Here is a 24,419-nt window from a genome sequence, read left to right as displayed (position 1 = left end):
TGCTTAGTTGCGTACTTCGCCGTGGCCGAACACCACGTATTTCAGGGAAGTCAGCCCTTCCAGCCCGACCGGACCGCGCGCATGCAGCTTGTCGTTCGAGATCCCGATCTCGGCGCCCAGGCCATATTCAAAACCGTCGGCAAAGCGGGTCGAGGCGTTCACCATCACCGAAGCCGAGTCGACTTCGCGCAGGAAACGCAAGGCCGCGCTGTAGTCTTCGGTGACGATGGCTTCGGTGTGCTTCGACGAGTAGCGGTCGATGTGGTCCATCGCCTCCTCGATGCCAGCGACGACCTTCACGGCAAGGATCGGGGCCAGGTATTCGGTGCTCCAGTCTTCCTCGACGGCGGCAGTCAGGTGCGGGTAGCCGGCCAGGATCGCGCGCGCCTCGTCATCGGCGCGCAACTCGACTTCCTTCGTCTTGTAGAGCTCAGCGAGCTGCGGCAGGACTGTCGGCGCCACCGAACGGGCGACCAGCAGCGTTTCCATCGTATTACACGTGCCGTAGCGGTGGCATTTGGCGTTGAAGGCGATCGGCAGCGCTTTCGCGATGTCGGCCTTGTCGTCGATGTAGACGTGGCAGATGCCGTCAAGGTGCTTGATCATCGGGACCGTGGCCTCTTCGATCAGGCGCGCGATCAGGCCCTTGCCGCCGCGCGGCACGATGACGTCGACATACTGCGGCATCGTGATCAGGGTGCCGACGGCGGCGCGGTCGGTCGTGTCGACCACCTGCACCGCTTCCAGCGGCAGGCCGGCCTTGCTCAGACCTTCGGTGACGAGTTTCGCCAGCGCGCGGTTGCAGTGGATCGCTTCCGAGCCGCCGCGCAAGATCGCCGCGTTGCCGCTCTTGATGCACAGGCCGGCCGCATCGACCGTCACGTTGGGGCGCGCTTCGTAGATGATGCCGATCACGCCCAGCGGCACGCGCATCTGGCCGACCTGGATGCCGCTCGGGCGCGACTTCATGTTCGAGATCTCGCCGATCGGGTCCGGCAAGGTAGCGATCTGGCGCAGGCCTTCGACCATGGTCGCAATCGCGGACGGCGACAGGGCCAGGCGGTCGAGCAGCGCCGGCGCCAGGCCGGCGGCGCGCGCGGCGTCGAGGTCGAGCCCGTTGGCGGCGGACAGCTGCGCGGCCTCGCGTTCGATGGCCTCGGCGATCAGGATCAGCGCGCGGTTGCGGGTGGCGCCGTCGGCGCGCGCCATCGCACGCGAAGCGGCGCGGGCCTGGCGGCCCAGCGTGTGCATGTAGTCGGTGATGTCCATCGTGTCGATTCCAGTTGCGTTGAGCGTTGGGTTAGCGGGAGGATGCAGCGCAAAGTATGAAACAGATGATGCAGTATGCCGACGTCGTACCGCGTGGGCATGAATACCCACCCTACCTGGCCACCTTCAAGGCCAGCTGCAACATCGCATCCCAGGCATCGCCCGCAAAGGCTCTGGCCCGTAAACCCTTGACCATCTTGTCGACCTGCGCCGCCTCCTGCAGCGCCGCCTCCAGCGTACTCAGGGAGATGCGCCGCAGGGCCGGATCCATCATCCGTTCGCGCGGTCCCCAGATGCGGTATTCCTTCAGCATCGCGCCGAGCGGCCGCCCCTGCGCCATCCCGGCCTTCAATTTTAACAGCGTGCGGATTTCTTCGGAGACGGCCCACAACACCAGCGGCAAGGCTTCGCCCTCCCCTTTCAAACCCTCGAGCATGCGCGCCAGACGGGAGGGGTCGCCCATCAGCATCGCTTCCGACAATTTGAACACGTCATAGCGCGCCACGTTCAGCACCGCGTCCTGCACCTGCTCGAAACTCAGCTTGCCCGGCTCGTGCAGCAGGCCCAGCTTCTGGATTTCCTGGTGCGCGGCCAGCAGGTTGCCTTCGACCCGGTCGGCGATGAAGTCGAGCGCCGTGCGGTCCGCGCTCTGGCCCTGGGCACTCAAGCGCTGGCCGATCCAGCCCGGCAGCTGCGCGCGTTCCACGTTCGGGATCTCGATGTAGACCGCCGCCTGCTGCAGCGAGGCCACCCACGAGGCCTTGGCTGTCTGCCAGTCGAGCTTGGGCAGCGTGATCAGTGTCAGGTTGTCGGGACTGAGGTCTTTCGCATAGGCCTGCAGGGCGGCGCTGCCGTCCTTGCCTGGCTTGCCGCTCGGGATGCGCAGCTCGATCAGCTTCTTGTCGCCGAACAGCGATAAAGCCTGGTTCGCCGCCAGCAATTCTCCCCATTTGAAGGTGCGCTCGACGGTGAGCACGTCGCGTTCGGTATGGCCGGCCGCACGCGCGGCGCGGCGGATCTTATCGGCCGCTTCCAGCGCCAGCAGGTGTTCGTCGCTGGTGATCACATACAGCGGCGCGAGCCCCTTCGCGAGATGGGGCTCGAGCGCCTCGGGCCTCAATTGCATTACGCTCTCACTGTGGCTTCAGCGCGGCCAGGCGGCGCATGATCTGCTGCACCAGGTCGGACTGCATGTCGCGGTACAGCAGCGCTTCTTCGCCTTCCTTGGCCAGCAGGGCTTCCTCGCTGAAGGCGAGATTGCGGCGCAGCGTGATCTCGGTCGGCCCCAGCAGCAGGTTGCCGGTCGCGTCGCGCACCTGGAATACGAGCGTGTAGGTCAGCAGGTATTCGCGCACGCGGCCCAGGTTGTTCAGCGACAGGACCGCCTTGTTGCGCGCTTCGGAAATCACTTCGAAGCGCGCCTGCGCATCCTTCGGCGTGGTCGCGATGATGACCTTGTCGATCGCGCGCAGGTTGCGCTTGAGCTCATTGCCCAGCGGCGAAGTCTCGCCGAAGGCCAGGTAGATGCTCGAAAACGGCATGTTGTACGCGCCGTCCGAACCGCGCAGGTGGAAGCCGCAGGCGGACAGCGTCGTGACCAGCAGCAGCGCCGCACAGGCGCGCGCAAAGTAGGAGGTGTGAGCGCGCATGTCTTAGACCACGATGTTGACGAGTTTGCCGGGCACGACGATGACCTTCTTCGGCGTGCCTTCGATGAACTTCTGGACCGCCTCGGAGCTGAGTGCCGCCGCTTCGATCGCCGCCTTGTCGGCGTCCTTGGCCACCTTCACCGAGCCGCGCAGCTTGCCGTTCACCTGGATCATCATCTCGATCTCGGATTGCTCGAGCGCTTGCGCGTCGACTTGCGGCCACTGCACGTTCAGGATGTCGCCATGGACGCCGGCATAACCCAGGTCCTGCCACAGCGCGTGGGTGATATGCGGCGCGACCGGGTTCAGCAAACGCAGGAAGATCGAGAAGCCTTCGGCAATGACCGCGTCGGATGCCGCACCGTCGGCCAGCTTTGCCGACTCCAGGGTGTTGAGCATCTTCATGCAGGCCGAGACGACCGTGTTGTACTGGATGCGCTTCAAATCGTAGTCGGCCTGCTGCAGGACCTTGTGCACTTCGCGGCGCAGGGTCTTCTGGGCATCGTCGAAGCCCGCAGTCGATTCGCCCGCGGCCAGCGCGGCGGCAATGCGCTCGCGCTGTGCGTAGCCATAGGCCCAGACGCGGCGCAGGAAGCGGCTGGCGCCTTCGACGCCGCTGTTCGACCACTCCAGGGTCTGCTCAGGCGGCGAGGCGAACATCGTGAACAGGCGCGCGGTGTCGGCGCCGTACTGCTCGATCTGCGCCTGCGGGTCGATGCCGTTGTTCTTCGACTTCGACATCTTCTCGGTGCCGCCGATGGTGACCGGCTGGCCGTCGGCCTTCAGCACCGCGTTCTGCGGACGGCCCTTGTCGTCAAAGGTCAGTTCGACGTCGGCCGGGTTGTACCAGGTCTTCTTGCCCGAGGCGTCTTCGCGATAATAGGTCTCGTTCAGGACCATGCCCTGGGTGAGCAGGTTGACGAAGGGTTCGTCGAATTTCACCAGGCCGAAGTCGCGCATGACCTTGGTCCAGAAGCGCGCGTACAGCAGGTGCATGACGGCGTGCTCGATGCCGCCGATGTACTGGTCCATCGGCATCCAGTAATCGTTGCGGGCGTCGACCATGGCATCGTTCGAGCCCGGCGAGGTATAGCGCATGTAGTACCAGGACGAATCGATGAAGGTGTCCATCGTGTCGGTCTCGCGGCGCGCCGGCTTGCCGCATTTCGGGCAGGAGCAGGCGAGGAAGGCTTCGTCCTTGTTCAGCGGGTTGCCGGTGCCGTCCGGGACCAGGTGCTCGGGCAGCACGACCGGCAGGTCGGCTTCCGGCACCGGCACCGTGCCGCACTCAAGGCAGTGGATCATCGGGATCGGCGTGCCCCAGTAGCGCTGGCGCGAGATGCCCCAGTCGCGCAGGCGGAAGGTGACCTTCTTGTCGCCCAGCCCCTGGGCGGCGAGGTCGCCCGACACCGCATTCACGGCCGCCGTGTAATCGAGGCCGTCATATTTGCCCGAGTTGATGGTACGGCCGTGTTCCTTGTCGCCGTACCACTCCTGCCATGCATCCAGCGAATATTCCTGGCCTTCGACTTCGACCACCTGCTTGATCGGTAAATCGTATTTTTTGGCGAATTCGAAATCGCGCTCGTCGTGGCCCGGCACGCCCATCACGGCGCCGTCGCCGTAGGTGATCAGGACGTAGTTGCCGACCCAGACCGGCACCTGCTCGCCCGAGACCGGGTGGGTGACGAAGAGACCCGTCGGCATGCCCTTCTTTTCCATCGTCGCCATGTCGGCTTCGATCACGGAACCGAGCTTGCATTCGGCGATGAAGGCGGCCAGCTCCGGATTGTTCCTTGCCGCGTGCTGGGCCAGTGCGTGCTCCGGCGCCACGGCGCAGAAGGTCACGCCCATGATGGTGTCGGCGCGGGTCGTGAAGACGTAGAGTTTACCTTCGTTGATCAGTTCGCCGGCGTCGTCCATGATCACGTGCGGGAAGGCGAAGCGCACGCCGACCGACTTGCCGATCCAGTTGGTCTGCATGGTGCGCACGCGCTCCGGCCAGCCCGGCAGCTTGTTGTCGACGAAGTCGAGCAGCTCGTCGGCGTAATCGGTGATGCGCACGTAGTACATCGGGATTTCGCGCTTTTCGATCGGCGCGCCCGAACGCCAGCCCTTGCCGTCGACGACCTGCTCGTTGGCGAGCACGGTCTGGTCGACCGGGTCCCAGTTCACGGTACCGGTCTTCTGGTAGATGATCCCCTTTTCGAGCATTTTGAGGAACATCCACTGGTTCCACTTGTAGTACTCGGGTTTGCAGGCGGTCATCTCGCGCGACCAGTCGATGGCCAGGCCCATCGATTCCATCTGCCCGCGCATGTGCGCGATGTTCGAATAGGTCCACTCGGCCGGCGGCACATTGTTCGCCATCGCCGCGTTCTCGGCCGGCATGCCGAAGGCATCCCAACCCATCGGCATCAGCACGTTGTAGCCGTTCATCCGCAGGTAGCGGTACATCACGTCGTTGATCGTATAGTTGCGCACATGGCCCATGTGCAGCTTGCCGGATGGGTAAGGCAGCATCGAACAGGCGTAGTACTTGCCTTTCGGGAAACGTGGGTCGTTCTCGACGGCCTTATAGGCATCGATCGACTTCCAGTACGCCTGCGCGGCCTGTTCAACTTCGGCGGGACTATATTTATCTTGCATGATGTTCTGCGGACGGAATTGGAGAGGGTGGAGCAGAACATTATACTGTTTCATCTTGCACTGCGGCGAAGCAGCGCGGGATGGCGCGATGAGCGCGTCTGCGGCCTCATTCGTAGGGTGGGCACTCCGTGCCCACGCGGATCACGTCAACCGCTTGAAGCACAGGCAATAGCCCCTGTGCGCCTGAAATCGCATGCACGCACCCATCGGGCTGTTGCCTGCCTGTTGCCGGCATGTCGAATCCGCGTGGGCACGGGGTGCCCACCCTACGGACGAGGCAGCGGACCAATGTTCGTCAAGCCCCTGCCCTGGGCCCGAGCTGCGCCTGCAGCTCCGCGACATCGATGCGCTTGGCCATCTTGTGCTTGAGCTGGCCAAGCTCGGCGACGATGGCTTCGAGCTCGTGCTGCGTCGGTTTCAGGGGCCGCAGGGCCCGGGCCAGTACCGGCAGCACGGCGCGGCGCACGAAGCGCGGGCGCGAGGCGACCGCCTGCCAGACGATGGCAGCCAGGCCGACGGCGAGGCAGGACAGGGCCAGGTTGCCGCCGTCCGTCGACGGCGCGATCAGCTGGACCAGCCCCGGCCCGAAAAGCGTCAGGGCGATGGCGCCCGCAATGGCCAGGCCGATGCCGATGTCCATATGGGTGCGGGCGAAGCGCTGGTCCACCTTGGCGGACATCAGGAGGAAGGGGCCGCGGATCAGCGCCTGGCGGTCGTCCGCCGACAGCGCTGCCGGGTTGAAGCGCACCTGCTCCTCGAGCGCCAGCCTGGCCGCGAACACCTGCTCGAGCTGGGGGAAGGTTGCGCGGATCAGCTCGGGCAGCGGCGCCAGGCGCTGCGCGATCGCCGCGTGGTCGGCTGGTTCCGCCTGCAGCGCCGTGCCGCATTCCTGGCAGGTGCGCTCGTAACCGACCAGTTCGCCGGAACCGAAGCTGACGTAATACAGGTGGCCGGCCGAGCCGACGCGCCGGATCTCGAACGGCTTCGGTCCGCGGCAGATCGGACAGAAGTGGGCAACATAGCCGAGCCTGCGATAAACGGGTTTCTTTCCCCAGACGATGAACATGCTGCCCTCCCGAAAATGGACGGTGCCGCTACCCGGAAAAGACGATGCGGCCTGATGATCGAGAGTTTCTCACAGGCCAATTATTATTTCTACAAAGAAATATATAGCTGTTGCTTGGATGCCGCAATGGCGCCGCTCAGGGGGCGCAATGCGCGTAGTTGGTGTCGAGCCAGCCGTCCGGCTTGCAGCGCCCTGCCAGCACTGCTTTTACCCGCGCCAGGCGGCGTTCGTAGGCCTGGCGGTTGCGCAGCGGATGGAGTTCGTTCGGCGCCTTGATCAGGGCAACCAGGCGCGCCATCTCGTCGTCGTCGAGCGCGGCCAGCGGCTTGCCGATATACGCTTGCGCGCCCTGCTCCAGGCCGCGCAGCTGGCGCCCCTCATGCCGCCCCATGTAGACGCCGCCGGCATACAGGTCGAGCTGGCGCGCTTTGGAGGCGCTGGCGTCGAGCACCAGCGCCATCGTGTCGCGGCCGAGGTCGACCTTGCGGCAACAGTCGAACACGGCGCGGTAGACGCGTTGCAGCACGCCTTTCGGACCGTCGAGCGGTGGGCCATATAAAAACAGGTCGCGTGCGACGGCGGACGAGATGGTCGCCACGCCCTGGCCGTCGGCCAGGCTCAGGCCGCGGTGGGAAAAGAAGGTCGGGTCCTCGATCCGCAGCAGGATGGCGAGCTGGCTTTGCGACAGCTGCGGCGCCGTGTTGGCGGATTGATGCGCCAGCAGCGTGTCGACCGAGGCCGCCGCCCACCAGGCGACGATGGCAAGGTAGACCAGCAGCAGTGCGGCGAGCGCCAGCAGCGCCCTGGCGAGGCGCCTCATGCGCCGGCGCCCAGCACGGGGTAAGGCGGATGCCCGTCCAGTTCGCGCAAAAAATCCTGCTCGAGGTAAGCCGGGATCTTGTGGAATTCGGCCAGCACGCGGGCGCGGAATTCGGCGTGCTCGTGCCAGCGTTCGGCCGGCAGGCCAAAATAATTGATGGCGCAGGCGGAGACGGATACGCCCGGCCAGTGGCGCGCCAGCGTCATCAGGTAGCGCCGCATCGCGCACACCTTGCCGATCACGAGCAGGCTGTCGACCCGTGCCAGGTCGATCGTTTCAGCGGCCTTGCGCCGGCCGAGGATCACGTTCTCGCCGGTGTTGGTCGCTGCGCATTCGAGGATCAGGATCGAGGCCGGCATGCCCAGTTCGACCAGCCGTGCGCCGATGACCAGCGCTTCCGGCGTTTCCTGTCCCGCCGTGGCGCCGCCCGAGACCAGCAGCCGCTCGAACATCCCGCGCTGCCAGAGTAGGTAGGTCTCGCGGCAGAAGGCCTCGACGCCGTGGCGCGTGCCGAACAGGAAGCCGAGCTTCGCCGGCCGCAGCGGCAGGATCGGCATGACATAGCGGGCGATCGACTGCAGGTCGGCCGCGGTCAGGTCGGAGGGAGACGCCACGCCGGGGCGGACTGCTAACGAAGTACCAGTTCGAGCGCCGGCTTCTCGCCGTAGTCCTCGTAGCGCTCGTTGATGCCGCCGACGCAGAACACGATCTCGTCGATCAGGTCCGGCAGGCGCGAACGCAGGGCGCCGCTGTCGGTGATGACGATTTCGAGCACCTCGTCCGGCTGCAGGCGGAACTTGGTCATGTTCTCGTCGTCGCGCAGGTAGCTCAGGCAATCGACCCAGGTGTCGATGGTGTCGCCGGTCGCCGTATGAAAGTCGAACGCGCGCCGGCTCTCGGCCAGGAAAGTCGCTTCGTTGACGATTGCGGCGCCGTTCAGTTCTGCCACTGCCATGGCTTACCCTTTCAGGGACAAGACGTCCTGCATGTCGTACAGCCCGTTCGCCTTGTCGGCGATGAAGCGCGCGCCGCGCAGGGCGCCATGGGCATAGGTCACGCGGCTGCTCGATTTATGGGTGATCTCGATGCGCTCGCCGGTGCCCGCGAACAACACCGTATGGTCGCCGACAATGTCGCCGCCGCGCACGGTGGCAAAGCCGATCGTCGACGGATCGCGCTCGCCGGTCACGCCTTCGCGCCCGTACACCGCGCATTCCTTCAGGTCACGCCCGAGGGCATCGGCGATCACTTCTCCCATTTTCAGGGCGGTGCCGGACGGCGCGTCGACCTTGTGGCGGTGGTGCGCCTCGATGATCTCGATGTCGTAGCCTTCGTTAAAACTTTTGGCGGCCAGCTCCAGCAGTTTCAGGGTCACGTTCACGCCCACGCTCATGTTCGGCGCGAAGACGACGGCGATTTTTTCGGCGGCGGCGGCGATCGCGGCCTTCCCGGCCTCGTCGAAGCCGGTGGTGCCGATCACGATTTTTACATTGTTCGCGGCGCAGAAGGCCAGGTGCCCGAGCGTGCCTTCGGGACGCGTGAAATCGATCAGGCAGTCCGCATCGGCCAGCGCGCGCGCCAGGTCGGACTCGATCACGACGCCGGTCAGCTGGCCCGAGAAGGCGCCGGCGTCATGGCCGATGAAGGGAGAACCCGCGACGTCGAGGGCGCCGGCGAGGACGGTGTCGGGAGCGGCGGCGATCGCCTCGATCAGCATGCGGCCCATGCGCCCACTGGCGCCGGCGACCGCGATTTTCAGTTGCGTCATGGCTGTCTTACGGTGTGGTCGTGGAAGTGGCGGGCGTGGCGTTCGTTGCTGGCGCGACCGGACGGGAGGCGGCGGCATTTTCCGCTTTTTTCGCTTCCTTGACGACGTTCTTGGCCGGGCCGGCGATGCGGTCGATGTATTCGCGCTCGGTCGGCAGGTTGCCGCCCTCGAAACGTTCGACCACGTCACCCTTGAAATACACGGTGACGCGGCTGGTGGTCAGCTCGCCGTTGCCGCGTGCGAGATAAAACGGATAGTCCCAGCGGTCGGCATGGAACATGTCCATCAACAGGGGCGTGCCGAGCAGGAAGCGCACCTGCTCGCGGGTCTGGCCCACTTTCAGCTGGTCCAGCATTTCCTGCGAGACGAAGTTGCCTTGCTGGATGTCCGGGCGGTAAGGCGAGAAGATCCACAGGAATTTCTGCAGCCGCGTGCCTTCGGTCGTTTGCGCACCGGCATTCGCCAGCGAAGCCGATTTGCCGGCATCGGAGGCCATGGCAGCCGGGGAGGTGTTCACCGGCGCGGCCGGCTTGGTCTGGTTGCGCCACGAGGCGCAGCCGGACAGGACCAGCGTACAGGCAAGGCCGGCGGCAAGCGCAGCCCGGGCATGGGAACGATGCACTACACGATAAACAACGGCATCAAAGACGCGCATAAGTAACCTCAAAACGTAAGCGGGAGCTTCCAAAACGCTATATCATAAAGCACTCCGCCTATCTACGAGTAACAAACATGAGTAACAGTCCCACCGACCTGAAGGCGAGCGGCCTGAAGGCCACTTTGCCGCGCCTGAAAATCCTGGAAATTTTCCAGAACAGTGAAGTGCGGCACCTGACGGCGGAAGACGTCTATAAAATCCTGCTGGCCGAGAACATGGACGTGGGCCTGGCAACCGTCTACCGCGTGCTGACCCAGTTCGAGCAGGCCGGCCTGCTCAACCGCAATCACTTCGAAACCGGCAAGGCGATCTACGAACTGAATGCCGGTTCGCACCACGACCACCTGGTCTGCCTCGATTGCGGCCATGTGGAGGAATTCTTCGACGAAGAAATCGAATCGCGCCAGAACAAGATCGCCAGCGAGCGCGGTTTCAAAATCGCCGAGCACGCGCTGGCGATCTACGGCAATTGCATCAAGCCGGCCTGCCCGCACCGCGGCGGCAGCTGAGCGCGGCCGAACCGCAATGAACAACGGCGCCGATGGCGCCGTTTTTCATGAGCTGCTCAAGGCATTCGACAGCAGTTTCGCCGTGATGTCGACAATCGGAATCACGCGCTCATACGCCATCCGCGTCGGGCCGATGACGCCGAGCGTGCCGACGATCTTGCCGTTCACCTCATACGGCGCGGTGACCACGCTCATCTCGTCCATCGGCACCAGCTTCGATTCGCCGCCGATAAAAATCTGCACGCCGCCCGCCTTGCTCGACATGTCGAGCAATTGCATCAGGCCGGTCTTCTGCTCGAACATCTCGAACATCTGGCGCAGGGAGCTCATGTTCGAAGAGAGGTCGGAGACCGACAGCAAATTGCGCTCGCCCGAGATCACCATCTCTTCGCTGCCCTCGGCCATCGCCTCGCTGCCCGCCTCCACTGCCGTCTGCATCAGGCCGCCGATGTCTTCCTGCAGCCGGCGCAATTCGCCCGTCAGGCGCAGGCGTACTTCGTCGAAGGTGAGGCCGGCGAAGTTCTGGTTCAGGTAATTGGCCGACTGGATCAGCTGCGCCGGCGTGTAGTCGACTTCGGTGAGCAGCAGGCGGTTCTGGACGTCGCCGCGCGGATCGACGATCACGAGCAGGATGCGCTTTTCGGACAGGCGCAAAAATTCGATCTGCTGGAACACCGACTCGCGGCGCGGGCTCTGGACGACGCCGGCGAACTGCGTCAGCGAGGACAGCATCTGCGCCGCGTTGGCGATGATCTTTTGCGGCTGCTGGACGGACAAGCGCATGCGCTCGGCGTCGACGCCGTGCTGGCCGTCCAGGTGCTGCACCGTCAGCAGGGTGTCGACGAACAGGCGGTAGCCGCGCGGCGTCGGCACCCGGCCGGCCGAGGTGTGGGGGCTGGCGACATAGCCCATCTCCTCGAGGTCGGCCATGATGTTGCGGATCGTGGCCGGCGACAGGTCGAGGCCGGAAATTTTCGAGAGCGCACGCGACCCGACCGGCTGGCCGTCGGCAATGTAGCGCTCGACGAGGGCTTTCAGCAGGGTTTGGGCTCGGGGTTCAAGTTGCATGGGGAGTGGTGGCGCGCAGAATGGTTGCACGGCTATTATGCACCTTGCAGCCTGCGGTGTGGGAACTCAGCGCGCCGCCTGGCGCTAACTGTGCTCGCGTTTCAGCCAGTCGATGAGGCCATCCATGTTCGACACGATGGCATCGGGCTGCACGCCCTCTTCCAGGTGCCTGCGGCTGGCGGTGCGGTTCATCCAGACCGCGCGCAGCCCGGCGCGCTGCGCGCCCTGCACGTCGAGTAACAAATCGTCGCCGACGTGCACGGCGTCCTGCGGCGCCACCCCGAGCGCTTCGCAGGCGGCATGGAAGATCGCCGCATCGGGCTTGGCGCGGCCGAAACCGGGCGCCGAGACCGAGGCGTGGAAATGGTGGCTCAAGCCGATCGTCTGCAGGTCGGCATTGCCGTTCGTGACCGACCCGATCAGGACGCGCCCCTTCAGGCGCAGCAGGCCGGGCAGCACGTCGTCGTAGGGAATCACGGCGTTGCGGGCAGCGAAGAATTCGGTCATCGCCAGCTCGACCTTGTCGGCATCCTCGCCGGCCTGTTCGAAGGCGGCAATCAGGCCGGCGCGCCGCAGCGCGCCCAGGTCGAGCTGGAATTCGGGGCGGCGCGCCAGCAGTTCGAGCCGGGCCTGGCGCAGGCTGTCGATGGTAAACCGTTCGGCCACGCGCGGCGCGTTGCTGGCCAGCCACGCGAACAGGGTCTGCTCGGCCTGCACGATGACGGGGGCGATCGGCCACAGCGTATCGTCGAGGTCGAACAGGATGGCTTTGGGCCAGGGGCGGCGGTAGGAAGGCTTCATCGGCGGCGGTCGTGTATGGAGGCCAAGCATAGCGAGGCCAGCGGCGAAATGCAAACGCGCCGCCGGTGCGCCCACCCTTGCAGCGTGCTGTTACAGCTTGATACGAAGCCGAATGAGCCCGAGGCTTGTCAAATGCACTAAAATGATGGGCAAACTTCTGCCATGCGACTGGGTGCCTCGGGTTGCGCGCCTTGTCCCTCCCCTTTTTTGGAGAAATTATGATTCGTTCCCCCCTGCGTGCCGGCCTTGCGCTGGCCTGCGCGCTGAGCCTGTCCGCCTGCGGTGGCAGCAGCGGCAATCTGTATGTCGGCGGCAGCGTCGTTGGCAACACCAAGGCGGGTCTGCTTCTGACGAACAACGACGGTCCGCGCCTGGAAGTTCCTGCCGGCGCGACCAGTTTCGTGTTCAAGGAGCTGGTCGAAACCGATTCCACGTACAACGTGAAGGTCGTCGCCTCGCCCCCGAATACGAAGCCGTCGACGCCGGGCGGCACCGATGGCTGCAAGGTGGTCCAGGGGACCGGTACCGGCAAGGCGGTCTTCAACGTCTCGACCGTGCGCATCGTCTGCACCCTGCAGACCTATCCGCTGACGGCCCGCATCACCGGCCCGCACCCGGGCACCCTGGAACTCGTCAATGGCGCGGACCGCAAGGTGGTTGCGCCGACCGATGCGACCGTCCAGATGACGGAGATTGCCGAAGACGCCGTGTACGGCCTGGCCGTGCTGAAATCGGAAGGCCAGACCTGCACCATCGCGAACGGCTCCGGCACGATGACCACCGCCGGCGCGACCGTCGACGTCACCTGCACCGCGCCTTAATCACATCCTGTGGAGAGTATTTTGAAGAAATCGATCCTGGCGCTGTGCGCGCTGACACTGGCAGCCGGCCTTGCGGCCTGCGGCGGCGGCACCTCGAGCTATACGATAGATGGAACGGTCATCGGCCTGCAGTACGACGGTCTCGTCCTTCAGAACAACCTGACGAACGACCTGGCGGTCAAGCCGGCGGGCCTGGATGCCGGCAATAACGTCAAGAACGTCAACTACAGCTTCCCGGGCGAGGTCGACTACGGCAAAGCGTACAGCGTCACCGTGAAAACGAACCCCGCGCACCAGACCTGCACGCCGGCCGGCGGCACCGCCGATACGGCCGGTCGCCTGACGACGATCAACGCCGTGATCAGCTGCTCGCTGGTGGCGAATACGATCGGCGGAACGATCACCGGCCTGGCGAGCGATGGCTTGCAATTGATTAACGGCAGCACCGGCGGTTCGGTGACGATAGCCAAGGGTACCGACGGAACGTATCCGACGAAGTTCGTGTTTCCAGCCGTCGTGACCTTTGGCCAGACCTATGGCGTCACCGTGTACAAGCAGCCTGCTACCCAGACCTGCACCGTCACCAACGGCGCCGGCACCATGGGTGACAACGCAGTCGACACGATTACGGTCAATTGCGTCAACAACCCGAGCTGAGCAAGCTGAAGGAGACATTCACAACACCTATGTCGATCATTCTGAAAGAAAATTAGACGTATATGTTGTGGTGCAGCATAATTGCACCTGTCTCCTCCAACTCTCCTCAGAAAAGAATTGGATTTAGCCCGCCCGCAACGGCGGGCTTTTTTTTGCCCGCGTTTTCGTGGGGCCGGCTCAGCCGAACTTGGTGGCAGCCGGCAGGCGCTTGCCGCTGACCTTGACGACGGCCACTTTCTCGCTGCCGACCGAGACCATCGAGTCGGCGCGCACTTGCGCCTTGTAGCTTTGGGCGCTGGCGTAGGTGGTGCCGACGACGGCGAGTGCGGCGACCAGGAACAGCGATTCCATGTGTTTGAGGACGTTCATTTCAGGCTCCCTTCGGTGGTTGGTGGCCCGTTTGCGTCTGCGTTCGGGCTTTCGATGGGAGTAGATTAGCAAGCGGCCCTTTGCGCTTCCATCGGCGTGCGACGAAACGCGGAAAGCGCGCGATGAAGCGCGCAAAAAGCCGATTGTGCGGTGCAGAAGGATGAGGTCGAGACGGCGGTGCACCGTAGGGTGGGCTCTCGAGCCCACGCGGTGATACGAGCGGGCTCCGTTATCGTGCTCGGCGATCTTGCCGCCACGTATCACCGCGTGGGCATGCCCACCCTACACCGGCTTTAAGATATTCGCCAGCGCCACGTACTGCTCCAGGCTGACGTTTTCCGGCCGCACGCCCGGATCGATCCCGGCTTCCACCAGTTGCGCTTCGGTGAACATGCCGGCCACGCAGTTGCGAATCACCTTGCGACGCTGCGAGAAGGCCTTCTGCACCACCGCCTCCAGAGTCGGGCCGTCGACGGCGAGCTTGCGACGGGTCGGCACCATGCGCACGATGGCCGACTCGACCTGCGGCGGCGGATCGAAGGCGGTCGGCGGGACGATGAACAGCAGCGACATGTCATATCTCCACTGCAGCATCACCGACAGCCGGCCATATGCCTTGGTGCCGGGCTCGGCCACCATGCGCTCGACCACTTCCTTTTGCAGCATGAAGTGCTGGTCCTCGACCAGGTGCGCGAACTCGGCCAGGTGGAACAGCAGCGGGCTCGAGATGTTGTATGGCAGGTTGCCGACGATGCGCAGCTTCTGCCCTTCCGGCACGGGAATGGACGCGTAATCGAATTTCAGGGCGTCGCCCGAGTGGATGGTCAGCTTCTCGGGCGGAAACGCCTTTTCCAGGCGCGCCACCAGGTCGCGGTCGAGCTCGACCACATGCATGTGGTCGAGTTGCTTGATCAGCAGCGCCGTCATCGCCGCCAGGCCCGGCCCGATCTCGACCATCGCCTCGCCGCGGCGCGGATCGATGGCTTCGATGATGCTGTTCAGGACCAGCTTGTCGGTCAAAAAATTCTGGCCGAAGCGCTTGCGTGCTACGTGTTTCATTCGTGCTTTCGTTTGATTTAATGTGCGCGGCTTGCGATTACCATCGCCATGGCGGCGCGGATCGCCTCTTCCATGCTGCCGCAGTCGGCCAGGCCCAGGCCCTGGGCGGCCAGGTCGAGCGCGGTGCCGTGGTCGACCGAGGTGCGGATCAGGGGCAGGCCGAGCGTGACGTTGATGCCGCGCCCGAAGGTGGCGTGCTTGAGCACGGGTAAACCCTGGTCGTGGTACATGGCGAGCACGCAGTCGGCCTCGCTCAGGTATTTCGGCTGGAACAGGGTATCGGCCGGATACGGTCCGCGCGCATCGATGCCCCGCGCCTGCGCCTGCGCCAGCGCGGGTTCGATGACCTCGATTTCCTCGCGCCCCAGGTAGCCGTTTTCTCCGGCGTGGGGATTCAGGCCGGTGACCAGGATGCGGGGGGAAGCGATGCCGAATTTGGCGCGCAGGTCGGCGTGCAGGATGTCGAGGACGCGGCCCAGGCCGTCCTGCGTGATCGCGTCCGCCACGGCACGCAGCGGCAGGTGGGTAGTGGCCAGCGCCACGCGCAGATAGGGTTCACTGCCGGCCGGCTGCCCGGCCAGCATCATGACGACCTGCGGCGTGTTCGTTTTTTCGGCCAGGTATTCGGTATGCCCGGAAAAGGCGACGCCGACCTGGTTGATGGTGCTTTTCTGTAGCGGCGCGGTGACGATGGCCTCGAACCAGCCGGCTTGTATTCCCTCGAGCGCGAGGTCCAGCGTGGCGAGCACGGCGCGGCCGTTTTCCGCGTCCAGCACGCCCGGCACGACATGGGCCGCCAGCGGTACGTCGACCACGGCGATGCGATCACGGCCGAAATGCGGCAGGCCGCCGTTGCGCAAGGCCTGGGTCGACAGCGCGGCGAGGCGAATGGCCGGGTCGATCAGGCTGGCGGTGAGCGCGAGGAAGGCGGCATCGCCCACCAGCACGCAATTGGCCTGGTCGCGTAGCGCCCAGGCGGCCCGGATCGCGATCTCGGGCCCGATGCCGGCCGGCTCGCCGACGGTGATTGCCAGGGTCGGGCGCACTGCCTGCGGCGCGGCCACGGTGTTACCCACGGCCTTATGCCTCTTCGCGGTACTCGACGTAGGCACGGTCGCGCACTTCGCGCGCCCAGTCCTCGGCGGCTTCACCGAGTTTGCGCTCGCGGATCACCTGGCGTGCGCGCAGGCGCTCGCGTTCCTTGCCCTGGTCTTCGCTCTTGCGCTCGAGGACCTCGATCAGGTGGAAGCCGAACGGCGTCTCGACCACGTCGGACAGTTCGCCCGGCTTCAGCGCATTCATCGCGGTCTCGAATTCCGGTACCACGTCGCCCGGCTGCAGCCAGCCCAGGTCGCCGCCCTTGGCGGCCGAACCGTCCTGGCCGTTCTGGCGCGCCAGGTCCTCGAAGGTGGCGCTCTTGTTGACGATTTTGGCGCGCAGCTCGGCCAGCTTGGCTTTCACCTGCGCGGCCGGCATGGCCGGCGTGGCCTTGATCAGGATATGGCGCGCGCGGGTCTGCTGGACCACGGCGGCCTGTTCCGGCGCCGTTTGCTGGTTGCGCTTGTCGATCAGCTTGATGATGTGGAAACCGGTATTGCTCTTGATGACAGGCGTGACCTGGCCCGGGCTCAGCTTGCGCAGCGGCTCGGAAATCAGTTCCGGCAGGCGGTCCGGGTCGCGCCAGCCGATGGCGCCGCCCTTCAATGCGTCCGGCGCGTCCGAATAGGTGGCGGCCATCTTGGCGAAGTCGGCACCGGTACGCAGCTGGCGCATGACTTCGTCGGCGCGGGCGCGGCGGGCGGCGATCTGCTCGGGCGTGGCGTTGGCCGGGATGCCGACCAGGATCTGGGCGATGTCCATTTCGACACGGTCGGCGGCGGCGGCTTTTTCGGCGGCGAGGTAGGTGTCGACCTCGGCATCGGAGACCTGGATCTTGCTGTCGACTTCGTGCTCGCGCAGGCGCTGCAGCATGATCTCGCCGCGGATTTCTTCGCGGAAGGCAGCGAAGGTCAGGCCTTCCTTTTCCATCTGGTTGCGCATCTGCTGCACTGTCATCTTCTGGCCTTCGGCGATGCGGCCGATCGCGGCGTCGAGCGTGCGGTCGTCGACGCGCACGCCCATCTCCTTGGCCAGCTGCAGCTGGGCGCGCTCGACGACCATCGCTTCGATCACCTGGCGCTCGAGGTCGGCCTGCGGCGGGAGCTGGGCATTCTGGGAACGCAGGCGCTGCACGATCTGGCCGACGCGGTCGCGCACTTCGTTGCGGGTGATGACCTCGTCGTTGACGACGACCCGGATCGAATCGATGACATTGGCGCTGCTCGATGCGGGCGGCAGGAAACCGCTGCCGGGGGCAGTGGTTTGCGCCGCTGCAGGCGCGGGCTTGGCACCCTGTGCCAGGGCGGCGTTGGCCGTGAGCGCGCACAGCAGCGTTGCTGCGAGCTTAAGGTGATGCAAACGGGTAGTACGCATAGTCTGGGAAGCACTCATTCAGGTCAAAAATCATCCGTGGTTCGGATCTTGGAGGCGCGCCTGCGGGGGCGCCACCAAGAAGGATACCTCATTGGGATACCCTATTATGGTCGGCCGACGTTGCTGTTCAGCCGCGTATAGCCGGGAATACTCCTCGTAAACGACTCGAGCGGGGTACCAAAACCGAGTCGCGACAGGCCGCTGAGCTCGAGCTGGAAGAAAATCGGCGTCGAGGTCGCCTGGGCTGCCGTCACGAAGCGCTGCGCGCCCATGCGGAAGATCCAGCAATCGGCCTTGTACTCGAGTCCGACCAGGCTCTCGATCACCTTGCGGTCGCGCAGCGAATAGCTGACGCGGCCGACGCCATACCAGCGCTTCGAGAGCGGCCACTGGGCCGACACGTCGGCATTGCGGAAGCTGTCGCGCACGTAGCGGTATTCGGCATTGAGCACCTTCATCGGACCCGGCGTCCAGCGCACGCCATGGTTCTGGCTATACAGGCTGGTGCTGGTCGCATCGTATTGTACGCTGCTGTCGAAGTTCCAGTTATTGACAATGCGGCCCGACGCCGCCAGCAGCAGGTCGGAGCGGCCTTGCCGGTCCTGGGTGCGGCCCGGCATCTGCACGCGCGGCTCGGTAAAGTAAAACCGCTGGCCCACCGCCATGCGCAGGCGCTCGGCGCCGTCGGCCTCGATGAAGCGCGACACCACGGCGGCCGTGAGCTGGTTCGCATCCGAAACGCGGTCGCCGCCGACAAAGCGGTTCTCGCTGAACAGCTGGGCGTAGCTGAAGCCGGCCTCGTTGGTGTCGAAGATCGGGAACTCGTCCTGGTTCTTGTACGGGGTGCGCACATAGAACAGGCGCGGCTCCAGGGTCTGGGTCACGGCGCTGCCGAACAGCTTGGCATCGCGCTCGAACACCATGCCGCTGTCGACCGAGAAGATCGGCAGCGCGCGCGACAGGCTGGTCGCGCCCCGGGCATTGGTTTCCATGCTGTACTTGGTCGCGTGCAGCATCACCTTCGGCGTGATGTAGTAGCCCGGGCGGATAAACGGATAGCTGACCTGGGACACCGCCAGCAGGCGGTTGCCGGTGTCGAAGGTGGGATGCGAAAAGCGCGTCGCTTCGGCGTCGATCGCCCAGTCGAAACCTTTCACATCGTAACGGCCGGTGTGAAAATTAATCTGCGGCAGGCGGTCATACGGACGCGGGATCGCCAGCGCCGGATTGGCCACCGCCGCCGGCTCCTGCAGCACTTGTACGTTCTGGGCGCGTGCGGTCAGGCTCCAGTACTGGGTGCCGTAGCCGGTGTACAGCTCGCGCACCAGCTGGCGTTCGGCGCTGGCCGCGACGTTGCGCGAGAAATCGCTCGGGTATTCGTCGTCCGACGCACCGTGCAGGTTCCAGCCGTAGGTCCAGCCCGGCGCCAGCGTCTGGTTATGGGTCGAGTTGACCAGCCAGCGGTTGGTCTTCGTGATCCGGTCGTTGAGCAGGCCTTCGACATGGGTCTCGCCGGCGTACGGCCCGCGCTCCGTCTGGCCGAGGTAGCGGGCGGTGGCGCCCAGCTGCAGGCCGCGGTCGGACATGACGCGCGGGAACACCGTCAAATCGCGGTTCGGCGCGATATTGAAGTAATACGGCACCATGAACTCGAACTTGCCCTTCGAGCCGAAGCCGACCGAAGGCGGCAACCAGCCCGAACGGCGCGCGCCCGAGAGCGAGAACGACATCGCCGGCGTGCCCAGGATCGGCACGTCCTTGAAATAGATGATGGTCTTGCCCGCGGTGCCGACGTCGCGCCCCGAATCGAGGCGCAGCGTGCTCGCCTTCAGGTACCAGTCCGGATCGGGTCCTTCGCAGGTGCTGTAGGTGCCGTCCGCGACCAGGGCCTGGTCTTCGCCCAGGAAGTCGATGCGGTCGGCGTGACCTTGCGCATTGTTCACCTGCAGCTTGTACTGGGGATGGAGCACCCAGCCGCGCCCGGTCGACATATTCAGCTGCAGGGCGTCGCCCTGGTAGCGGTCGCCGAAACGCCACATGTTGACTTTACCTTCGGCCGTGACTTCGTCCTCGACCAGCCGATAGCAGGCAGTGTCGGCCGTCAGTCTGGTCTGGCCGCGCGTGATCTCGACGTTGCGATTGAGGTTGATTTCGCGGTCCGGACGGCCGCCGATTTCCTCGGCCTGAACGGTAACGGGAAGGTCTTGTTCGTCGGGATGGGGCGCGGGCGGCGCGACTTGCGCGTGCAAGGGCCCCGAGGCCACGGTGACGAGGGCGGACAGGGCAACTGCCCGCCGCCGCGGGAATGGTAGGGCCGTAAACCAGCTCATGGAATCTGTGGCAGCACCATAAAGGGCGATTTTTTGGATTGAATCCCTTATTATATGGGAATTGTCCCCCTCAACCGGTTTCCGCTGGACGTTCCATGTCTTCTTTGTATCAAAACTCCCCCACTTCCGCCGAGCAGGACGCGCGCCTCGCGCTCCTTACCGAATGGCTGAGCTCGCTTGACCTGGTGGAAGTCGGTTCGCGCCGCCCGGCCTCGTCGGACGCCAGCTTTCGCCGCTATTTCCGCCTCGATGTGGCGCCGGCGCTACGCGGCAAACTCGGCGACACCCTGATCGCGATGGACGCGCCGCCCGAGCGCGAAAACGTGCCCGCCTTCATCCATGTGCAGGGACTGCTGGCCGAGGCCGGCGTCACGGTGCCGGCCATCGTCGCGCGCGACGTCGAGCGCGGCTTCCTGCTGCTGTCCGACCTCGGCACCACCACCTACCTGGCCCGCCTCGATTCCGACAACGCCGCCTTCATGTATTCGGACGCGGTCGACGCCCTGATCAAGTTCCAGTTGCACAGCCAGCCGGGCGTGCTGCCCGAGTTCGACCGCGCCTTCGTGCTGCGCGAGATGAACCTGTTCCCGGAGTGGTACCTGGGCCGCCACCTGGGCGTGACCCTCACCGAGGCCCAGCAGGCCCAATTGGATAAAGTGTTCGAGGCGATTACCGCCAACGTGCTGGCCCAGCAACAGGTGTTCATGCACCGCGATTTCCACTCGCGTAACCTGATGTTCCTGGACCAGGGCAACCCGGGCGTGCTCGACTTCCAGGACGCCGTCTACGGCCCGGTCACCTACGACCTCGGCTCGCTGCTGCGCGATGCCTACATCCAGTGGGACGAAGAAATCGTGCTGGACTGGGTCGTGCGCTACTGGCAAAGCGCCAAGCAGGTCGGCCTGCCGGTCAATCCGGACATCGACGCCTTCTACCGCGACTTCGAATTCATGGCCCTGCAGCGCCACCTGAAAATCCTCGGCATCTTCTGCCGCCTGAACTACCGCGACGGCAAGGCGATCTACATGGGCGACTTGCCGACCGTGATGGACTACGTGCGCAAGACCGCCAACCGCTACACCGAACTCAAGCCGCTGATCCGTCTGCTCGACGCGTTCGAGGACAAGGCGCCGCAGGTCGGCTACACCTTCTGAGCTCACTCAGTTTATTTTCCGGGAAGCCCATGAAAGCCATGATTTTCGCCGCCGGCCGCGGCGAGCGCATGCGTCCATTGACGGACACCTGCCCCAAACCGCTGTTGAAAGTGCGCGGCCGTCCCCTCATCACCTGGCACGTGCTGAATCTGGTGCGCGCAGGCCTGGTCGACATTGTCATCAACCATTCGCATCTCGGCCACATGATCGAGGAAGAACTCGGCGACGGCAGCCGATATGGCGCGCGCATCGTCTATTCGCACGAGCCGACGCCGCTGGAAACGGCGGGCGGCATCGCCAACGCCCTGCACCTGCTGGGCGACGAACCTTTCCTCGCCGTGTCGGGCGACATCTACGCGCCCTACTTCGATTTTTCGCAGGCGCTCGAGGCCCTGCCCGACAACGACGCGGTCGGCCAACCGATCCCGTTCGACCAACGCGATATCGCCTGGCTGTACCTGACGCCGAACCCGTGGCACAACCCGACCGGCGACTTTGCTCTCGACATGTACACGCTGGCCAATGACGGCGACCCGAAGTGGAATTTTGCGGGCATCGGGGTCTACCGCCCTGACATGTTCGACGGTATCAAGGCTGGCGAATTCCTGAAATTCGGTCCCCTGATGCGCAAGTTCATCGAACAGAAACGCGTGGGCGGCGAGATCTATCACGGTCCCTGGGTCAATGTCGGGACCGTCGAACAGCTGGAGGAACTGAACGCGCCGATGGCGAAGAGGGCCGGCGCGTGAGCCCGTTTGCCGCCCGCCGCGCACGCCTGGCGGCGAGCATGGAACCGGGCGCGCTGGCGGTGCTGGCCACCGCGCCCGAGGTGGCGAGAAACAGCGACAGCGACTACCCCTACCGCCACGACAGCTATTTTTATTATCTGACCGGTTTTACGGAACCGGAAAGCGTATTGGTCATGGTGGCCGCTTCGGGCGCTACGCCGGCACGTTCGATCCTGTTCTGCCGCGAGAAAAACGTCGAGCGCGAGATCTGGGACGGTTTCAGATATGGCCCGTCCGCCGCGCGTGAAACCTTCGGCTTCGACGAGGCCTACCCGATCGGCGAACTCGATGCGCAGATGGCGCGCCTGCTGGCCGACGTTCCGGCCCTGTACTACGCCCTCGCCCACAATCCCTCCCTGGATGCCCAGGTGGCGGGATGGCTGAAGGCGGTGCGCGCCCAGTCGCGCGCGGGCGTGGCCGCGCCGGCACGCACCCACCACCTGCTGGCGCTGCTCGACGAGATGCGTCTTGTAAAAGACGAGAGCGAGCAGGCGCTGATGCTGCGCGCGGCCACGATTTCCGGCGCCGCCCACCTGCGCGCCATGCGCGCGGCACGCCCCGGCATGTTCGAATACGAGCTCGAGGCCGAACTGCTCTACGAATTTCGCAGGAATGGCGCCCAGTTCCCGGCCTATACGCCGATCGTCGCCAGCGGAGATAAGGCCTGCGTCCTGCACTACAGCGCCAACAATGCGCAGATGCTGGACGGCGACCTGGTCCTGATCGACGCCGGCTGCGAATTCGACAGCTATGCGGCCGACATCACGCGCACCTTCCCGGTGAACGGCCGCTTCAGCGACGCGCAAAAAGTATTATATGAACTGGTGCTGCGGGCCCAGGGTGCAGCGCTGCGTGCCATCGTGCCGGGCCGTCCCTACAGCGACGTGCACGAGGCGGCATTGAAGGTGCTGGCAGAAGGCATGCTCGACGTCGGCCTGCTCGACAAGGCGAAATACGGCAGCGTCGACAACGTGCTGGCCGAGCGCGCCTATACTCCTTTCTACATGCACGGCACCGGCCACTGGCTCGGACTGGACGTGCACGACACCGGCAGCTACCGCGACCTGGGCATCGAGGGCAAGCCTTCGCGGCCCCTGGTGCCGGGCATGGCGCTGACCGTGGAACCGGGCATCTACGTGCGTCCGGCGCCGGGCGTGCCGGAACACTTCTGGAACATCGGCATCCGGATCGAGGACGACGTCATCGTCGGCGAAGCCGGTGCGCGGGTGCTGTCCGGTTCGGCGCCGAAGACGGTACGCGAGATCGAAACCCTGATGGCGGAGCGATAATGGAAGAGCGCAATGAGCAGCACATCGACAATGTCGACGTCGCGATCTGCGGCGCCGGTCCGGTGGGACTGGCGCTTGCGGCCTTGCTGGTGCAGCGCGGCGTCGCGGGATCGCGGATCGCCCTGATCGACGCGCGCGCGCTGGGCCAGGCGATCTCGGACCCGCGCTCGATCGCGCTGGCCTGGGGCAGCCGCCAGCTGCTCGAGGAAGTCAAGGCCTGGCCCTTCCCGTCCACGCCGATCCATACCATCCACGTCTCGCGCCGCGGCCAGCTGGGCCGCAGCCTGCTCGACCGCAGCGAGCACAAACTGGAGGCGCTCGGTTATGTCACGCGCTACGGCGAGGTCGTCGATGCGCTGGCGCGCGCGGTCGACCGCGCCGGCGTGCAGGTGATCCGCCCGGCGCGCGTGGCCGCGCTCGACGAAACGGCGGAGCACGTCGCCCTGTCGCTGGACGACGGCCGCACCGTCACCGCACAGGTCGTGGTCGGCGCCGAAGGCGGCGTGTTCGGCCAGCAGGAGGACAAGGGACAAACGCGCGACTACGGCCAGAGCGCCGTGATCGCACGCGTGTCGGCGAGCAGTCCGATCGCGCACCGCGCTTTCGAGCGTTTTACCGATGCAGGCCCGCTGGCGTTGCTGCCGCAGGAAGGCGCCGACGGCTTTCAGTATGCGCTGGTCTGGTGCGTGCAGCCCGAACGCGCCGAAGCGCTGCAGGCGATGGAAGAAGAACGGTTTTTACACGAACTGGGCGAAGCCTTCGGCGGCCGCCTGGGGCGCTTTACCAAAGTGTCTCCACGCTTTTCCTACCCGCTCGGCCTGAACGCCGACGCCCGCGCCACCACGCGCACGGTCGCCATCGGTAACGCGGCGCAGACCCTGCACCCGGTGGCAGGCCAGGGGCTGAACCTGGGCTTGCGCGATGCGGCCGTGCTGGCGAGACTGCTGGCGCGCTGCCCGGGGCCGGAAGGGATCGGGCGCTTCCTCGACGAGCGCGCCCAGGACCGCAAGCTGACGATTGCCTTGACCGACGCGATGGCGCGCGCCTTTGTCGGCAGCGGGCCGCTGCAATCGGTGCTCGGGCTGGGATTGGCGGCGCTGGATGTGGTGCAGCCGGCGCGCACGCTGCTGGGGGAATTGATGATGTACGGCCGGCGCGGCGGGTCGGCGCTGCTGCCGCATCGGCAAACCTGACCCGCGGCCGCAGCGTAAGGTAGGGTGGGC

At 65.2% G+C, this 24,419-nt stretch carries 24 protein-coding genes; 7 read left to right on the top strand and 17 right to left on the bottom strand.

Annotated elements, in window-relative coordinates:
• Window positions 1–3: 3 nt before the first annotated feature.
• The 10 genes from ACI48I_RS00365 to ACI48I_RS00320 all read right to left on the bottom strand — a co-directional run bounded on the left by ACI48I_RS00365 (window position 4) and on the right by ACI48I_RS00320 (window position 9,876).
• Window positions 4–1,269: a glutamate-5-semialdehyde dehydrogenase gene (locus tag ACI48I_RS00365; RefSeq protein WP_498573014.1), complete on the bottom strand. Its 1,266-nt coding sequence runs from the start codon at window positions 1,267–1,269 to the stop codon at window positions 4–6.
• A 112-nt stretch (window positions 1,270–1,381) separates the two neighbouring features.
• The gene (holA, locus tag ACI48I_RS00360) at window positions 1,382–2,395 is read right to left on the bottom strand and encodes a DNA polymerase III subunit delta (protein WP_193688120.1); all 1,014 of its coding nucleotides are present in this window, start codon (window positions 2,393–2,395) and stop codon (window positions 1,382–1,384) included.
• A gap of 7 nt (window positions 2,396–2,402) precedes the next feature.
• Window positions 2,403–2,918, bottom strand: coding sequence for an LPS-assembly lipoprotein LptE (locus ACI48I_RS00355; RefSeq protein ID WP_498573013.1), 516 nt, complete (start codon window positions 2,916–2,918; stop codon window positions 2,403–2,405).
• 3 nt (window positions 2,919–2,921) lie between these two features.
• Window positions 2,922–5,567, bottom strand: coding sequence for a leucine--tRNA ligase (gene leuS / locus ACI48I_RS00350; protein ID WP_193688118.1), 2,646 nt, complete (start codon window positions 5,565–5,567; stop codon window positions 2,922–2,924).
• A 295-nt stretch (window positions 5,568–5,862) separates the two neighbouring features.
• Window positions 5,863–6,633, bottom strand: a complete 771-nt coding sequence (locus tag ACI48I_RS00345) for a hypothetical protein (protein WP_498573012.1) — start codon at window positions 6,631–6,633, stop codon at window positions 5,863–5,865.
• A 136-nt stretch (window positions 6,634–6,769) separates the two neighbouring features.
• Window positions 6,770–7,453 carry a transglycosylase domain-containing protein gene (locus tag ACI48I_RS00340; RefSeq protein ID WP_498573011.1) on the bottom strand — a complete coding sequence of 228 codons (684 nt, stop codon included), beginning with the start codon at window positions 7,451–7,453 and terminating at the stop codon, window positions 6,770–6,772.
• The gene (locus ACI48I_RS00335; protein WP_498573010.1) at window positions 7,450–8,067 is read right to left on the bottom strand and encodes a YdcF family protein; all 618 of its coding nucleotides are present in this window, start codon (window positions 8,065–8,067) and stop codon (window positions 7,450–7,452) included. The genes ACI48I_RS00340 and ACI48I_RS00335 overlap by 4 nt, the downstream gene beginning before the upstream one ends.
• 14 nt (window positions 8,068–8,081) lie before the next feature.
• Window positions 8,082–8,408, bottom strand: coding sequence for a barstar family protein (locus ACI48I_RS00330; protein ID WP_498573009.1), 327 nt, complete (start codon window positions 8,406–8,408; stop codon window positions 8,082–8,084).
• 3 nt (window positions 8,409–8,411) lie between these two features.
• Window positions 8,412–9,221: a 4-hydroxy-tetrahydrodipicolinate reductase gene (gene dapB, locus ACI48I_RS00325; protein WP_193688114.1), complete on the bottom strand. Its 810-nt coding sequence runs from the start codon at window positions 9,219–9,221 to the stop codon at window positions 8,412–8,414.
• Between the two features lie 7 nt (window positions 9,222–9,228).
• Window positions 9,229–9,876: an outer membrane protein assembly factor BamE gene (locus tag ACI48I_RS00320; RefSeq protein WP_193688113.1), complete on the bottom strand. Its 648-nt coding sequence runs from the start codon at window positions 9,874–9,876 to the stop codon at window positions 9,229–9,231.
• Window positions 9,877–9,953: 77 nt separating this feature from the next.
• Here ACI48I_RS00320 and fur point away from each other — a divergent pair, with 77 nt between their 5' ends.
• Window positions 9,954–10,388: a ferric iron uptake transcriptional regulator gene (fur, locus tag ACI48I_RS00315; RefSeq protein ID WP_193688112.1), complete on the top strand. Its 435-nt coding sequence runs from the start codon at window positions 9,954–9,956 to the stop codon at window positions 10,386–10,388.
• A gap of 45 nt (window positions 10,389–10,433) precedes the next feature.
• Here the strand turns inward: fur and hrcA are convergent, their stop codons facing one another.
• A complete protein-coding gene (gene hrcA, locus ACI48I_RS00310; protein ID WP_193688111.1) occupies window positions 10,434–11,456 on the bottom strand; it encodes a heat-inducible transcriptional repressor HrcA in 1,023 nt (340 codons plus the stop codon).
• An 84-nt stretch (window positions 11,457–11,540) separates the two neighbouring features.
• Window positions 11,541–12,257, bottom strand: coding sequence for an HAD family hydrolase (locus ACI48I_RS00305; RefSeq protein ID WP_193688110.1), 717 nt, complete (start codon window positions 12,255–12,257; stop codon window positions 11,541–11,543).
• Window positions 12,258–12,475: 218 nt separating this feature from the next.
• Between ACI48I_RS00305 and ACI48I_RS00300 the strand changes: the two genes are divergently transcribed.
• On the top strand, window positions 12,476–13,078 hold the full coding sequence (locus tag ACI48I_RS00300; protein ID WP_498573008.1) for a hypothetical protein: 603 nt from the start codon (window positions 12,476–12,478) through the stop codon (window positions 13,076–13,078).
• Window positions 13,079–13,099: 21 nt separating this feature from the next.
• Window positions 13,100–13,735, top strand: coding sequence for a hypothetical protein (locus ACI48I_RS00295; RefSeq protein WP_193688108.1), 636 nt, complete (start codon window positions 13,100–13,102; stop codon window positions 13,733–13,735).
• A 177-nt stretch (window positions 13,736–13,912) separates the two neighbouring features.
• On the opposite strand, the gene ACI48I_RS00290 is transcribed toward ACI48I_RS00295, so the two are convergent.
• The 5 genes from ACI48I_RS00290 to ACI48I_RS00270 form a co-directional block, all read right to left on the bottom strand.
• Window positions 13,913–14,104: a hypothetical protein gene (locus ACI48I_RS00290; RefSeq protein WP_193688107.1), complete on the bottom strand. Its 192-nt coding sequence runs from the start codon at window positions 14,102–14,104 to the stop codon at window positions 13,913–13,915.
• Between the two features lie 282 nt (window positions 14,105–14,386).
• Window positions 14,387–15,163, bottom strand: a complete 777-nt coding sequence (rsmA, locus tag ACI48I_RS00285) for a 16S rRNA (adenine(1518)-N(6)/adenine(1519)-N(6))-dimethyltransferase RsmA (protein ID WP_193688106.1) — start codon at window positions 15,161–15,163, stop codon at window positions 14,387–14,389.
• 17 nt (window positions 15,164–15,180) lie between these two features.
• Entirely contained in the window at window positions 15,181–16,239 is a 1,059-nt protein-coding gene (gene pdxA, locus ACI48I_RS00280) for a 4-hydroxythreonine-4-phosphate dehydrogenase PdxA (RefSeq protein ID WP_498573007.1), read from the bottom strand.
• A 4-nt stretch (window positions 16,240–16,243) separates the two neighbouring features.
• Window positions 16,244–17,635, bottom strand: coding sequence for a peptidylprolyl isomerase (locus ACI48I_RS00275; RefSeq protein ID WP_193688105.1), 1,392 nt, complete (start codon window positions 17,633–17,635; stop codon window positions 16,244–16,246).
• A gap of 104 nt (window positions 17,636–17,739) precedes the next feature.
• A complete protein-coding gene (locus tag ACI48I_RS00270; protein WP_498573006.1) occupies window positions 17,740–19,965 on the bottom strand; it encodes an LPS-assembly protein LptD in 2,226 nt (741 codons plus the stop codon).
• A gap of 95 nt (window positions 19,966–20,060) precedes the next feature.
• On the opposite strand from ACI48I_RS00270, the gene ACI48I_RS00265 reads away from it, so the two are divergent.
• The 4 genes from ACI48I_RS00265 to ACI48I_RS00250 are packed head-to-tail and all read left to right on the top strand — an operon-like array spanning window position 20,061 to window position 24,389.
• Window positions 20,061–21,119, top strand: coding sequence for an aminoglycoside phosphotransferase family protein (locus tag ACI48I_RS00265; protein WP_498573005.1), 1,059 nt, complete (start codon window positions 20,061–20,063; stop codon window positions 21,117–21,119).
• 29 nt (window positions 21,120–21,148) lie between these two features.
• A complete protein-coding gene (gene murU, locus ACI48I_RS00260; RefSeq protein ID WP_193688102.1) occupies window positions 21,149–21,868 on the top strand; it encodes an N-acetylmuramate alpha-1-phosphate uridylyltransferase MurU in 720 nt (239 codons plus the stop codon).
• The gene (gene pepP / locus ACI48I_RS00255) at window positions 21,865–23,196 is read left to right on the top strand and encodes a Xaa-Pro aminopeptidase (RefSeq protein WP_498573004.1); all 1,332 of its coding nucleotides are present in this window, start codon (window positions 21,865–21,867) and stop codon (window positions 23,194–23,196) included. The genes murU and pepP overlap by 4 nt, the downstream gene beginning before the upstream one ends.
• Window positions 23,196–24,389 carry an FAD-dependent monooxygenase gene (locus tag ACI48I_RS00250; protein WP_498573003.1) on the top strand — a complete coding sequence of 398 codons (1,194 nt, stop codon included), beginning with the start codon at window positions 23,196–23,198 and terminating at the stop codon, window positions 24,387–24,389. The genes pepP and ACI48I_RS00250 overlap by 1 nt, the downstream gene beginning before the upstream one ends.
• Window positions 24,390–24,419: the final 30 nt, after the last annotated feature.

It is taken from the genome of Massilia sp. LXY-5 (assembly GCF_059801075.1).
The sequence above is the reverse complement of the archived record's forward strand: the minus strand, read 5'-3'. Positions and strand labels throughout refer to the sequence as shown.